Consider the following 13,989-nt stretch of genomic DNA (forward strand, 5'->3'; position numbering starts at 1 on the left):
CCAAAGGTCAAGGAGACGATCATGGCAAATGGGCTCGATGATGTTGTGGCGGCCGACACGGTGCTTTCCGATGTCGATGGTGTGGGCGGGCACCTCACCATCCGCGGCCATTCGCTGATGGAACTCGCCGGCCGCCGGCGCTACGCGCAGGTAGTGCGGCTGCTGTTCGATGGCTTCTTCGATGACCTTCCGAGCGATGCCGAACTGGAGAAGGCGATCGGCAAGGCGCGGGTTGAAGTATTTGAGCGTTTGCAGCCGATGCTTGTCCATCTGGCGCCGCTCGACATCTACAGCGGCATGCGGGCCGGCATGGCCATCCTGCCAGACGGCGACCGGCTTGCCGATGCGCTGCGACTGGTCGCGGCGCCTGCGGTGCTGACGCCGGCCTTGCTGCGCCTTGGCCGGGGCGAGATGCCGGTCGCTCCCGACGAAAAAGCCGATCATGCCGGCGACATGCTGCGGATGCTTTCCGGCGCCGTCTCGCCCGCGTTCGCCAAGGCGCTCGACAGCTATCTGGTGACGGTCTGCGACCACGGGCTCAACGCCTCGACCTTCGCGACCCGCGTGGTAGCCTCGACCCAGGCCGGACTGACCTCGGCGATCCTGGCCGGGCTCGGTGCGCTGAAAGGCCCGCTGCATGGCGGCGCGCCGGGGCCGGTGATCGAGATGCTGGACGCCATCGAAGCCAGCGGCGACGCCACGGCATGGCTGCGCAACGAGATCGCGCATGGCGAGCGCATCATGGGCTTCGGCCATCGCATCTACCGCGTGCGCGACCCGCGCGCCGACGCGCTGAAGACGGTCGTGCGGCAGCTCGGTTCGCGCAACAAGACGAGCAGCAAGGAGATGGGCAGCAGGTTGGCCTTCGCCGAAACGGTGGAGCAGGCGGCGCTCGAGGTGCTCAGCATCGCCAAGCCGCAGCGCTCGATCCAGACCAATGTCGAATTCTACACCGCGCTTCTGCTCGAAGCCGTCGGCTTCCCGAAAGAGGCGTTCTCCAACGTGTTCGCCGCCGGCCGCGTTGCCGGCTGGATTGCGCACGCCCGCGAGCAGCAGGCGACCGGACGGCTGATCCGTCCGCAGTCCCGCTATGTCGGGCCGGTGCCCGATCTGGTTGCCTAAGAGGTAGTTCCTCGCCCCACTTCATCGACGGCATGCACGCATTTCCAAGCGGCTAGTCTTTGGCGATAGCGTGTATGGCAGCTTGGCGCATGCATGGGCTAATGTAGCGCTGGTCGACCCCCACTCCGTCTCGGCTTCGCCGAGCCACCTCTCCCCCGATCGACGGGGTAGAGGAAAGGCGCCAAGCTTTTTGCCGTCAACGCTTGTCCAGCAACGCTCCCTTCCTTTCCCTCCGGAGGGGGAAAGGTGGCGCCGCGAAGCAGCGACGGATTGGGGGAACCATGGCAATCAAGCCTCGGCCTCACCAGTCACGCCAGTCACAGCATGCCGTGGCCGTAGCCCACTTCCCGGGGCGAGGAAAGAGCTCACTCGTGACCAAAATTTCATCCGATCACGCTTGTGTGTTCGTGTTCTTGCCTTGGTTCGCCCTTATATGCTGCGCTGCAACATAGGCTGACTGCGCCGTCTCCGTGCAAACAACGTTGCGGTAGGCCGGCGCATCGAGACAAGGAACGCCATGGCGAAGAACGGCAAGGCGGAGGAAAAGAAGAAGATCAACGTCGCCCTCCAGGGCGGCGGTTCGCATGGCGCCTTTTCCTGGGGCGTGCTCGACCGGCTGCTGGAGGACGGGCGGCTGGAGATCGCGGCGGTGTCCGGCACCAGCGCCGGCGCCATGAATGCGGTGGCGCTGGCCGACGGCTTTGTCCGGGGCGGCGTGGAAGGCGCGCGCAAGAAGCTCGAGGATTTCTGGCGGGCGGTGGCCTCGAAGGGCCGTTTCAGCCCGGTGCAGCGCATGCCGTGGGACGTGGTCTGGGGCAATTGGTCGATCGAGAACACGCCCGGCTATGTCTTCTTCGACACGATGTCGCGGGTGTTTTCGCCCTATGTCGCCAATCCGCTCGGCCTCAACCCGCTGCGCGATGTGGTGGCGAAGGAGATCGACTTCGACAATGTGCGCGCCTGCAAGTCGATGGAGCTGTTCATCTCGGCGACCAATGTCGAAACCGGACAGCTGCGCGTCTTCTCCGACGGCGAGATCGACCTCGACACGGTGATGGCTTCGGCCTGCCTGCCGCAATTGTTCCGCGCCGTCGAGATCAAGGGCGTGCCCTATTGGGACGGCGGCTATGGCGGCAATCCGGCGCTTTATCCGTTCTTCAAGACGGCGGCGACCGAGGACGTGCTTTTGGTGCAGATCAATCCGGTGGTGCGCGAAGGCACCCCGAAGAGCGCCAATGAGATCCAGAACCGCATCGACGAGATCACCTTCAACGCCGGGCTGCTGCGTGAATTCCGCTCGATCGCCTTCGTCAAGGAGTTGATCGCGGCCGGACGCCTGCCGCATGGCGAATATCGCGACATCCGCATGCACCGCATCGATGCCGACGAGGCTTTCAAGGACCTCTCCGCGTCGTCCAAGGTCAACGCCGAATGGGCTTTCATCGCCTATCTGCGCGACCTCGGCCGCAGCGCCGCCAGCGACTGGCTGGAAGAGAACTACGACGCCGTCGGCAGCCAAGCGACGCTCGACCTGTCGGGCGAGCTCGACGACGGCTTCAGGCCGATGCGCGGTCCGGCGCCAGGGCGGCGCGTCAAGGAATTCCTCGCCGCACGCCTCAAGCCGGAATCCGCGCGGCGGCGGGCCTGATTGAACCTGCGAGGCCGAGACAGGGTGGACAGCTGCCGGTCCGTCCGTTGCGATCGCAGGGGACGGACCGTTGTCAGAAGGCGGCGCTATTTCAGTGGCAGAAAGAGCTCGACGACGATCTCGGGCACCGAGAGCTCCGGAAGGAAGGACAGTCGTCGCTGGCAATAGATCGGAAAGTCGCGTGCTTCCTCGCCGCTGGCCGGAAGCCATTCGCGATAAAGGTAGAGTGCTGCCGGCTCCAAATTGTTGGTGTTGCCGGGATAATGCAGCACGGCGCAGCGTCCGCCGGGAATCACGCCGGCCTTCATCTGCCTGTCGCCAGCGTCGATCGGTTGGTCGGTGCCGACGCAAATGTCCATGCTGTAGTCGGCCGCGACAGCGGGACACCTCTCGGAACGGAAGACGTTGAAGGTCGGGCTCGTTTCGGGCGACAGGCCGGCTGCCTTGCGCCAGGCGATGAACCGCTGGATGGTGTCGCCGAGCGTGGCCCGATCCCCGCGATGTTCCATGATCGCCACCGGCGTGGCCGGTACGTCGCGGATCGTCACGTCTTCCGGCATAAAGATTATCTGCATGAGCTTTCTCCTCGCGTTGTCGAGCGGCCCGAAGGCCATCAGCCACGACCCCCAATCGGGAGATCTCCGGAATGACGAAGGCGATTGCCCGCACCGCTGCCGAAAGGCGCGGGCGAAGGCATCCGGTGCGTCGTAACCGGCATCCATCGCTATATCCGTGACGCTTTCGGCGTCCGCGTAGCCCAGCCGGGATGAAGCGCGCTTCATGCGGGCGAGCTGGATGTAGCGATGCACGGACAGCCCGAAGGTCGCCGTGAACTGCCGGTGGAAATGATATTTCGAGTAGGCCGCGACGCTGCTCAGCGCGTCCAGGTCCAGATCGTCGTCCAGTTGCCGGTCTATATGATCCAGCACCCGCCGCATCCGGGCATGGTGATTTTGAACTGCCGCCTTCATCGTTTTATTCTCCGTGGCAGCACCAGCTAAGCCGCGCGGACATGACGCGCTCGACCGATCTTGCGGTTTTTTGTCGTGAGCCGCGCCGTGGCCAAGGACCGTTTACGCATGCATGAACGGCGAAAACGGCCGTTTGCGGACCGGTGGGGTTCCTATGTCGATGACGGAGGCAAACGGCACATTTGAGGCGCTTGGATCGGGGGCAATTGCTGGAGCATTCCCCAACGGAACCGGGGCAATGCTGGATTCGGTTGTCGGGGCGATGTAACTTACCTGAACGTAAAGGGGAGGTCGCGATGCTGCAGGCCAGACAGAACGATCTCGGGGTCAGGTTCGAGGCGCAGTGCCGGGCTTTCGAGACGGAACCCTTCCCCGGCATCGAGGTGCGCAAGGATCGGCTGAAGCGCCTGCTGGCGCTCACTGAAAAGCACGAGGCCGAGATCTGCGCGGCGATCGGCAGCGATTTTTCCGCCCGCTCGGCTCAGGAAACGCGGCTTGCCGAACTGTTCGTCGTGCGCGCCGGCATCAGGCATGCGCTGTCGCATCTCGGCGCCTGGATGCGCGAACGCCGCGTCGCCACCAGCCTGCCCTTCCTGCCCGGCCGCAACCGCCTCTTGCCGCAGCCGCTCGGCGTCGTCGGCATCGTCTCGCCCTGGAACTATCCTTTCCAGCTCGCCATCGCGCCGGCGACCGCCGCTCTGGCCGCGGGCAACCGCGTGCTAATGAAGCCTTCGGAGCTGACGCCGAAATTCTCGGACCTGCTCGCCAGCCTGGTCGAAAAATATTTCGCCGCCGACGAGGTCAGCGTGATGGTCGGCGACGCCGAGATCGGCAAGGCGTTCGTGTCCTTGCCGTTCGACCACCTCCTATTCACGGGCTCGACCGCCGTCGGCCGCCAGGTTGCGCTGGCCGCCGCGGCCAATCTGACGCCGGTGACGCTCGAGCTCGGCGGCAAGTCGCCGGCGATCTTCGATCCCTCCTGCGATCTCGACGCAGCGGTCGCCAGCGTCGCCTATGGCAAATTGCTCAATGCCGGTCAGACGTGCATCGCGCCCGACTATCTGATGGTCCCGCAAGGCCAGGGCGCGGCGGTCGCGGCCAAGTTCGCGGCGGCAATCGCAAAGCTCTATCCGCGCCTCGGCGACAATCCCGACTATACGGCGATCGTCAGCGAGCGGCATCACCGGCGGCTGAGCGACATGGTCGCCGAGGCGCGCGACAGCGGCGCCGACATCATCGAGGTCAATCCTGCGAACGAGAAGCTCGGCATCAGCGACCGCAAGATGGCGCCGGTGCTGGTGCGCAATGCCAGCGAGACTCTGCGGCTGATGCGCGAGGAGATTTTCGGACCGGTGCTGCCGATCGTCGAATATGGCAGCGTGGACGAGGCGATCGATCATGTGAATCGGGGCGAGCGGCCGCTGGCGCTTTACTGGTTCGGCCGCGACAGTGCCAATCGCCGGAGGGTTATGCGGGAAACCGTGGCCGGCGGCGTCACGGTCAATGACTGCATGATGCATCTGGCGCAGGAGCGGCAACCCTTCGGCGGCGTCGGCGACAGTGGCATGGGCGCCTATCACGGCGAGTGGGGTTTTCGCACCTTCAGCAAGGAAAAGCCGATCTTCATCCAGTCGAAGCTCAGCGCCGGCGGCCCGCTGCGCCCGCCCTATGGCAAGACATTCGAGCGTCTTTTCCGGCTGCTGAAGCTCATCACTTGACAGCTTCAGCCCGGGAATGGCGGGGACGGAACAGCGGTCAACCCGGATGATTGGCGCTTCATATGGGAGCTTTCCGCATCATCCTGACGGCTGCTGCCAGTGACCTTGGGGAAACCCATGGAAAGCCATCGGCGCGCCCGCAAAAGCAGCAGCCGCTGCCAGAAAAGCTTGGATTTGTCGAGGAACCACGTTCCACTTCGCAATGCTTCCGCAACTTTTCCGGCTATATTGCGCCGCAACTTTCAGGTAGAAGCTGCGCTTCGCCGATCGCGGCAAATTGAACTAGGCCCCGCGCACACCCATATCGGCCGCGCGCCTGAAGTCGGAAGCGCCGACCTCGCCAGGTCCTGCAACGGAAAAAAATGACGATGCCGAAAATCAGGTTTCACAAGCTTGCAGCCATTGTGGTGCTCATCGGATTCGCGGCCTGGATGGGTACGGGTGAGTTTTCGTCCGTCGGTAGCGCCGCCGACAAGTCGGTTACCACCGACAAGGCGGTCGCCACGGACAAGCACGCCGACGCCGGCAAGCCCGCTCAGCCGGAGGCCACCAAGCCGGACACGGCGCAAGCCGAGCCCCGAGCCGCGTTGCGCACGGTCGCGGTGGTGACGCCGCCGCGCAAGACCTATGCGCGCGCCATCCGCATCTCCGGCCTGACCGAGGCCGACAAGCGCGCCGTGCTGGCGACGCGCGTCGCCGGCGTCATCGAGAAGCTGCCGGTCAAGCAGGGCGACCACGTCAAGACCGGCGACCTCGTGCTGATGCTCGCGGCCGAGGAGAAGATCTCCAATGTCGACAACGCCAAGCAATTGCTGGCACAGCGCAAGGCCGAGCTCGATGCCGCCGAGCGGCTGGCCAAGACCGGCAATCTGCCGAAGCTGCAGCTCGACACCGCCCGCTCCAACCTGACGCTGGCGCAGTCGCAGCTGGACACCGCGCAGGCGGAGCTCGACCGCAACGAGGTCAAGGCGCCGTTCGACGGCGTCATCGACCGCATCCCGGTGGAGCTCGGCAGCTCGGTGATGCAGGGCGGCGAGGTGGCGACAGTCCTGAAGCTCGATCCGGTCATCGCCCGCGGCGAGATCAGCGAGCGCGACCTGCGCTACGTCAAGATCGGCGACGAGGCCGATGTCCGCCTCGTCAACGACCAGAAGGTCACCGGCACCGTGCGCTACATCAGCCGCGATGCCTCGGCCCAGACCCGCACCTTCCGCGTCGAGGTGGCGATACCCAATCCCGACGGCTCCATCCCCGCCGGCATGACGGCCGAGATCGCGCTCAGCGCCGAGCCGACCAATGCGGTCATGCTGCCGCGTTCGGTGGTGACGCTCGGCGACAAGGGCGACCTCGGCATTCGCGCCGTCGGCAAGGACGACAAGGTGGCGTTCTTCCCGATCGACCTCGTCGACGACACGCCGCACGGCTTGGTGCTGGGCGGCATTCCGCAGGATGCGCGCATCATCGTCGCCGGCCAGGAGCTGGTGAAGGAGGGCGATCTGGTGAAGCCCGTCGAGGCCGACCAGGCGACCATCAACAAGCTGATCGGCGAAGCCACCGCCGGCACGCAGTAAGCAGGACGCGTCCGTCGCCGGACCAATCCGGCGATGGCAGTCCGCAGCCCCCGAAGCATAACAGGCCGAAGTCATGGATATCGTCAGACTCGCCATCAATAACGCCCGCCTCACCATATCGGCGCTGATGTTCCTGATCATCGCGGGCTGGATCGCCTATCAGTCGACGCCGAAGGAAGCGGAGCCCGACGTTCCAATTCCGATGATGTATGTCAGCCTGATCTACCAGGGCATCTCGCCGGAGGATTCCGAGCGCCTGCTGCTGAGGCCAATGGAAAGCAAGCTCAAGAGCCTCAAGGGGCTCAAGGAGATGCGCTCAGCCGCCTTCCAGGGCGGCGGCTATGTGCTGGTCGAATTCCAGCCGCAGACGGATCTGGCGACGGCGCTGCAGGATACGCGCAGCAAGGTGCAGGACGCCAAGGCCGACCTGCCGCAAGCGGCCGAGGAGCCGACCGTCAACGAGGTCAACGTCTCGGAATTCCCGGTTCTGGTCGTCACGCTTTCCGGCGATGTGCCGGAGCGCGTGCTGACGTCGGCCGCGCGCGAGTTGCGCGACCGCATCGAGGAGGTGCCCGGCGTGCTCGAAGGCTCGCTGCAGGGCGCGCGCGATGACCTCGTCGAGGTTGTCGTCGATCCGGTGAAGCTGTCCTCCTACGGGCTGCAGCTCGACCAGGTGATCCAGGGCGTCGCCTCCTCCAACAGCCTGGTCGCGGCCGGCAATCTCGAAGGCTCGGAAGGCAAATACGCGGTCAAGGTGCCCTCGCTGATCGAGACGCCCGAGGATGTCGCCAACCTGCCGGTCGTCGCCACGCCGAACGCCGTGGTCCAGGCCAAGGACATCGCCACGATACGCTCGACCTTCAAGGACGCCGAGACGGTCACTCGTCTCAACGGCAAGCCTGCGATCGCCATCGAAGTCAAGAAGCGCATAGGCGCCAACCTGATCGACACGTTGAACCACGTCAGGGAAGTGTCCGACACCTTCATCAAGACCATGCCCGAGGGCATGCATGTCACTTACACGCAGGACAAGTCGGTCTTCGTCAACCAGCTGCTGGGCGACCTGCAGAACCATGTGATGATCGCCGTCATCCTGGTGTTCATCGTCATCCTCTACGCGCTGTCGGGACGGGCCTCGCTGCTCATCGGGCTTGCCATCCCGTCATCGTTCCTGATGGGCATCCTGTTGCTTGCCATGATGGGCTACACGATCAACATGATCGTGCTGTTCAGCCTGATCCTGGCCGTCGGCATGCTGGTGGACGACGCCATCATCGTCACCGAATTCGCGGAACGGCGCATGAGCGAGGGCATGCCGAAGGCGGACGCCTTCGCGCTGGCCGCCAAGCGCATGGCCGGCCCGGTCATCGCGGCGACGATGACGCGCATCGCCGCCTTCTCGCCGCTGTTGTTCTGGCCCGGCATCATCGGCGACTTCATGAAATATATGCCGATCACGCTGATCGTGACGCTGTCGGCCTCGATGCTCTACGCGCTGGTCTTCGCGCCGACTTTGGGCGCGATCTTCGCCAAGGCGCCGCAGCATCACGAGGAAGGCAACCGCGACGGCTGGTACATGGCCGTGGTCAAGCAGGCGGTGCGCTTCCCGATCACGGTGATCCTGCTCACCGTCGGACTTCTGGTCGGCGTCGGCTTCGCCTATTCGAAATATGGCGCCGGCGTCGAGTTCTTCCCTAGCGTCGAGCCGGATTACGGCCTGCTCTATGTGCATGCCCGCGGCAATCTTTCGCTGGCGGAAATGGACGCCGCGACGAAAACGGCGGAAAACCGCCTGCTCGGCTGGCCCGGCGTGAAGTCGGTCTATACGCGCGTCGGCAAGACGCAAGGCGGCGGCCAGGACATCCCGGAAGACGTGGTCGGCGTCATCCAGTACGAGTTCGTCGACTGGCGCGAGCGCAAGTCGGCCAACCAGATCCTCGCCGACCTGCGCGGCGTGATGGCCGGCATTCCCGGCGTCGATGTCGAAGTGCGCGTGCCGGAGGCCGGCCCGCCGACCGGCAAGCCGATCCAGATCCGGCTGTCGGCCGTCGACCCGGCCGGGCTCGACGACAAGGCGCGCGCGGTCGCGGCACGCATCGCCAAGATTCCCAACGTCATCGACGTTTCGGACGGCCTGCCGCCGCCCGGCGTCGATTGGGCGATCGAGGTCGACCGCGCCAAGGCGGCGCAATACGGCATCAGCCCGACTTCGGTCGGCACGGTGGTGCAACTGGTGACCAACGGTCTCAAGCTGTCGGAATACCGGCCGGCCGGCGCCGATAAGGCAGTCGATATCCGGCTGCGCCTGCCGGAGGATCGGCGCACGCTGTCGACGCTCGACGAGTTGAGGGTACAGACCTCGCAAGGGGCTGTGCCGATCTCTAATTTCGTCATCCGCAAGGCAAAGCCCAGCGTCGGCATCCTCAACCGCATCGACGGCGCGCGCACCGTGGTCGTCCAGGCCAATGTCAGCGCCGGCGCGCAGGTGGCGGCCGTGCAGGCGGAAGTCACCAAGGCGGTTGCCGATATGAACCTCGGCAGCGGCATCCGCTGGAAGCTTGCAGGCTCCAACGAGGACAGCGCGGAAGCCAGCGCCTTCCTCGGCAAGGCCTTTGGCGCGGCAATCTTCCTGATCTTCCTGGTGCTGCTCGCGCAATTTAACAAGTTCACCAGCGTGTGGCTCGTCCTGTCCTGCGTGGTCATGGCGACGATCGGCGTGTTCCTCGGATTGCTTCTGACCGGCGAGGCCTTCGGCATCGTCATGTCGGGCATAGGCGTCATCGCGCTGGCCGGTGTGGTGGTGAACAACAACATCGTGCTCATCGACACTTACGACCGGTTGCGCGAGGAAGGCTGGGACAAGATGGACGCGGTGCTGCAGACCTGCCGCGAGCGCGCCCGTCCAGTGGTGCTGACGGCGGTCTCGGCCATCCTCGGCGTGCTGCCGATCGCCTTCGGGCTCGGTCTCGAAATCTTCCATCACGAGACGACGATCAACGCGCCGTCGACGCAATGGTGGATTTCGCTGTCCTCGGCGATCGTCTTCGGCCTGTCCTTCGCCACGCTGCTGACGCTGGTGGTGACGCCGTCGATGCTGATGGTGTTCACCCGCGCCAAGGTGAAGCCCGGCCAGCGGCGCGGCTGGCTCGGCCGCCTGTTGCGGCGCGGCAAGGGCGAGATCGCGACCGACGAACCAGCCAAGGAGACCGGCGCCGAGCCGGAAGTCGCCTTCCCGAAAGCCGCGGAATAGAGCGTTTCACAACCCCAAGGACAAAAGCCGCCCGGGAACAACCGGGCGGCTTTTTGCATTGTGCCTTCAAGTTCAACCAGACGGCGAGGGTTTCTCATGACGATCGGCACAATTCTCGTAATAATCCTGATCCTGATTTTGATCGGCGCGGTGCCGGCATGGCCGCATTCGCGCTCCTGGGGCTACGGGCCGTCGGGGATCGTTGGCGTCATCCTGGTCGTGCTGTTGATACTCTTGTTGCTGGGCAGGATCTGATCAGGCGGCCTCGCGCGAACTCGCGACTGAAATGCCGATGTCCTGCATGGCCTCCTTCACCGCCTGGTCGAGCGGGGTGTGCGGGATTTCGCCGATGACCTGTTCCAGCCGCGTCGAGACGAGCCGGTGCGCTTCGAAGCGCAGATAGGACATCGAGACGATCTCGCGCCACATGGCCACGAACGGGCTGCCGGCGCGCAGCACCCACCAGGGCATGAAGGAGAGCTTCAGCTTGCGGCCCAGCGCCCTCTCGGCCGCGGCCTTCATGTCGAGATCGGTGATGGCGTGGCCGGGGAAATTGATGGCCTCGTAGAAGCCTGTTTTGTCGAGGTTCTTCGCCAGGCCGACGAAGCCGACAGCGAAGTCCGGCAGATAGGCCCATTCATGCACGAGGTCGGCCGGGCCGGGCGCGGTGTAGACGCCCTTCTCCATCTTGGCGGCGACGACGAGGTCGAACCAGGAGCCTGAGCCGGTGCCGCCGAAGAAATCGCCCGCGCGCAGGACAATGGTGCGCACGCGGCCGGCGTCGGCCTCGCTGCGGAACAGCGCTTCCATGGCGCAGCGGATGCGGCCCTTCTCGGTGGTCGGATGGAACGGCGTTGTTTCGTCGATCACCTGCGGCATAGGCGAGCCGTAATTATAGACCGTGCCCGGGAAGAGGTGCAGCGCGCCGTTTTCGCGGCAGGCGGCCATGACGTTCTCCGCCATCGGCATGCATTTGCCCCAGTCGGTGTAGATCGGGTTCAGGCCGTTGAAGACGATGTCGACGCGTTCCGTTGCACGGATCAGGGAGTCGCGGTCGAGCGCATCGCCGGCAACCGCCGTGGCGCCCGTCAGTTCCGCCGGCACCTTGCCGGTGCGGGTGACGGCGCGAACGTCGAAGCCGGCATCGATGAAAGCCTTGCCGACCACGCGGCCGAGCCGGCCATTGGCGCCGAGGATTGCGATCTTGGTCATTTGTTCTCTCCGTTGTTTTGCGTTTGCCCGACCAATCTGATGCCTTCGCCAGTGAATTGAAATTGACTGTGATTGGCGATCTGTTATTCAAAAATGAATGAAGGAATTCGACTGGAACCTGATCAAGAGTTTTGTCGCGGTCGCCGAGACCGGCAGTCTTTCGGGCGCGGCGCGCAGGCTCGCGGCCAGCCAGCCGACGCTCGGCCGTCACATCGCCGAGCTCGAGCAGGCGCTGGGCGTCACGCTGTTCCGGCGCGGGCGGCGCGGCTACGAGCTGACCGAGGCGGGCAGCACGCTCTGCGAGCGCGGCCGGGCGGTCAGCGAGCAGGCCAACGCGTTCTCGTTGCTGGCGCTGGGTTCGGTCGAAGCGATCGAGGGCACGGTGCGCGTCGCCGCCTCGGAGGTTGTCGCGGCCTTCGTGCTACCCAGCATGATGGCGCGTCTCAGCGAGGAGGAGCCGGGCATCGAGGTCGAGATCGTCGCCTCGAACCAGGTCGAGAACCTGTTGCGCCGCGATGCCGATATCGCCATCCGCATGGTCAGGCCGGCGCAAAACGAGTTGGTGGCGCGCAAAGTCACCGACATTCCACTGTGCCTATGTGCCGCCAGCTGCTATCTCGAGCGGCGCGGCCGCCCGGAAAACGCCGCCGACCTCGTGGATCACGCCTTGGTCGGCTTCGACCGCAGCGACGAGATCATTCGCGGTTTCACTGCGTCCGGCATCCCGGTCGGCCGCAGCCATTTCCGCTTCAGGACCGATAACCAGATCGTGTTGTGGGAAGCGGTGCGGACCGGCAACGGCATCGGCATCGGCCAGGAGCCGCTGGCCGACCGCGATCCGGACCTGGAAAAGCTGTTGCCCGACGTGCCTCTGCCGGTTCTGCCGGTCTGGCTTGCCATGCATCGAGACGTGCGCACCAGCATGCGCATCCGCCGCGTGGCGGACTTCCTGCATGAGGAGTTGAGGCGTTATTCGGCTGGGATCGGTTAGAGCATGATGCCGAAAAGTGTGAAGCGGTTTTCGGACGACATCATGCTCTATTTGTCTGATCTTAGAGCCGGATGACTTCAGGTCGATCCGACCTGAAGTCATCCGGCTCAGGCGCGAATTCGGCCCGGTGAGCGAGGCCGGCCATCAAGAGGACGATGACCAACAATCCGGAAAGCGCGACGAAGATCGGGCCGAAGCTCGAATGCTCGGCGACGAAGCCGATTGCCGACGGCGCCACCAATATGCCGGAATAGCCCATTGTGGTGACGACGCTCATGCCGGTGCCGGACGACATGCCTTCCTGGTTGCCGCCGGCCGAAAAGATGATCGGCACCATGTTGGCGATGCCGAAGCCGCAGAAAGCAAAGGCGGCTATGGCAAGGTAAGGCGAGGGCGAGAGGCCGGCGACCAGCATGCCGGCGGCGGCGACCAACGCGGAGCCGCGCAAGGTCGACACCGCGCCGAAGCGGTTGCGCACGCCGTCGCCCAGGAAACGCATCAGCGCCATGACCCCGGAGAAGGCGGCATAGGCGAGCCCCGCGACCGCGAGATCGGCGCCCAGTTCCTGATGCAGGAAGAGCGCCGCCCAGTCGAGCACCGCGCCCTCCGAGATCATGGTGAGCAGCGCCATCAGCCCGACCAGATAGACGGCCATGTGCCGCGGCAGTGTGAATTTCTGGTGCTCGACCGCCTGCGGCCGGTCCTCGGCGATGAGATGGCGAATGGCAAAGGCGATGATGGCAAAGGCGATCATCGTCACCGCGACAGCATGGGCAAGATAGCCGTAATTCTGGATCGAGTAGCCGCCGAGCGCGCCGCCGGCGAAGCCGCCGAGGCTCCAGAAACCGTGCGAGGACGACATGATCGCGCGCGAAAGCCGCCTTTCCACCACGACGGCATTCGAGTTCATCGCGACATCCATGCCGCCGATCGAGCCGCCGAAGACGAGCATGGCAATCGCCGCCAGCGGAACGTTGGGGGCGAGCGCCACGATCAGCAGGCCGAAGCTGCCGCAGACACCGAACCAGCGCGTCAGGCTGCGCGAGCCGTGCCGGGAGATCAGATGACCGCACCAGGTCATGGCGATGACCGCGCCGACGCCGAACAGGAGGATCAGCAGGCCGAGGGTGAATCGGGTGATGTCGAGCCGGGTAAGAAACACCGGGATCTGCGGCGCCCAGCTGCCGGTGAGAAAACCGTTGGCCAAGAAAATCCCGGCGACGGCCCACCGGCCGCGCGTCGCGGCCTGCATCGTGGTTTGCACGCTCATGGTCTGAAATCCGCCATGCGAAGTGTTCGCGGCCAAATTAGATCGATTCAATTCGTAGTCAAGAACCGCAGTGGGGAAGTGCTTGGACCAAGGGCGCGATCGGGGGTCGGCGTCGTTCGCGGCAGGCTGCTGCTTTGACGATTGCTGCGACGCCTCTCCGTTCGTCATCCACGGGCGGAGCAAGGAGCGAAGCGACGCGGCGCAGACCCTAGAATCCATTCCGTGCCTTAGGAGCG

At 64.8% G+C, this 13,989-nt stretch carries 11 protein-coding genes; 8 read left to right on the forward strand and 3 right to left on the reverse strand.

What is annotated here, in order from left to right; all coding sequences use genetic code 11:
• Window positions 1-21 precede the first annotated feature (21 nt).
• Window positions 22-1,122, forward strand: coding sequence for a citrate synthase/methylcitrate synthase (locus FJ980_RS16950; protein WP_140544644.1), 1,101 nt, complete (start codon window positions 22-24; stop codon window positions 1,120-1,122).
• A 517-nt stretch (window positions 1,123-1,639) separates the two neighbouring features.
• Window positions 1,640-2,770 (forward strand): patatin-like phospholipase family protein, encoded by a 1,131-nt coding sequence (locus tag FJ980_RS16955; RefSeq protein WP_140544646.1) that lies wholly within the window; start codon window positions 1,640-1,642, stop codon window positions 2,768-2,770.
• 86 nt (window positions 2,771-2,856) lie between these two features.
• Here the strand turns inward: FJ980_RS16955 and FJ980_RS16960 are convergent, their stop codons facing one another.
• A complete protein-coding gene (locus tag FJ980_RS16960) occupies window positions 2,857-3,741 on the reverse strand; it encodes an AraC family transcriptional regulator (RefSeq protein ID WP_140544648.1) in 885 nt (294 codons plus the stop codon).
• A gap of 296 nt (window positions 3,742-4,037) precedes the next feature.
• Between FJ980_RS16960 and FJ980_RS16965 the strand changes: the two genes are divergently transcribed.
• The 5 genes from FJ980_RS16965 (at window position 4,038) to FJ980_RS16985 (ending at window position 10,535) form a co-directional block, all read left to right on the forward strand.
• Entirely contained in the window at window positions 4,038-5,459 is a 1,422-nt protein-coding gene (locus tag FJ980_RS16965; protein WP_140544650.1) for a coniferyl aldehyde dehydrogenase, read from the forward strand.
• Window positions 5,460-5,509: 50 nt separating this feature from the next.
• Window positions 5,510-5,740 (forward strand): hypothetical protein, encoded by a 231-nt coding sequence (locus tag FJ980_RS16970; protein WP_140544652.1) that lies wholly within the window; start codon window positions 5,510-5,512, stop codon window positions 5,738-5,740.
• Between the two features lie 87 nt (window positions 5,741-5,827).
• Window positions 5,828-7,030, forward strand: coding sequence for an efflux RND transporter periplasmic adaptor subunit (locus FJ980_RS16975; protein ID WP_140544668.1), 1,203 nt, complete (start codon window positions 5,828-5,830; stop codon window positions 7,028-7,030).
• Window positions 7,031-7,103: 73 nt separating this feature from the next.
• On the forward strand, window positions 7,104-10,280 hold the full coding sequence (locus FJ980_RS16980; RefSeq protein ID WP_140544654.1) for an efflux RND transporter permease subunit: 3,177 nt from the start codon (window positions 7,104-7,106) through the stop codon (window positions 10,278-10,280).
• 96 nt (window positions 10,281-10,376) lie between these two features.
• Window positions 10,377-10,535: a DUF3309 family protein gene (locus tag FJ980_RS16985; protein WP_140544656.1), complete on the forward strand. Its 159-nt coding sequence runs from the start codon at window positions 10,377-10,379 to the stop codon at window positions 10,533-10,535.
• On the opposite strand, the gene FJ980_RS16990 is transcribed toward FJ980_RS16985, so the two are convergent.
• Window positions 10,536-11,492, reverse strand: a complete 957-nt coding sequence (locus tag FJ980_RS16990; RefSeq protein ID WP_140544658.1) for an SDR family oxidoreductase — start codon at window positions 11,490-11,492, stop codon at window positions 10,536-10,538. It lies immediately after the preceding gene.
• 97 nt (window positions 11,493-11,589) lie between these two features.
• Here FJ980_RS16990 and FJ980_RS16995 point away from each other — a divergent pair, with 97 nt between their 5' ends.
• Complete coding sequence (locus FJ980_RS16995) at window positions 11,590-12,483, forward strand: LysR family transcriptional regulator (RefSeq protein ID WP_140544660.1); 894 nt, start codon at window positions 11,590-11,592, stop codon at window positions 12,481-12,483.
• A 61-nt stretch (window positions 12,484-12,544) separates the two neighbouring features.
• Here the strand turns inward: FJ980_RS16995 and FJ980_RS17000 are convergent, their stop codons facing one another.
• Window positions 12,545-13,753, reverse strand: a complete 1,209-nt coding sequence (locus FJ980_RS17000; protein ID WP_140544662.1) for an MFS transporter — start codon at window positions 13,751-13,753, stop codon at window positions 12,545-12,547.
• Window positions 13,754-13,989 lie beyond the last annotated feature (236 nt).

The organism is Mesorhizobium sp. B1-1-5, from assembly GCF_006443065.1.
Taxonomy (GTDB): domain Bacteria; phylum Pseudomonadota; class Alphaproteobacteria; order Rhizobiales; family Rhizobiaceae; genus Mesorhizobium.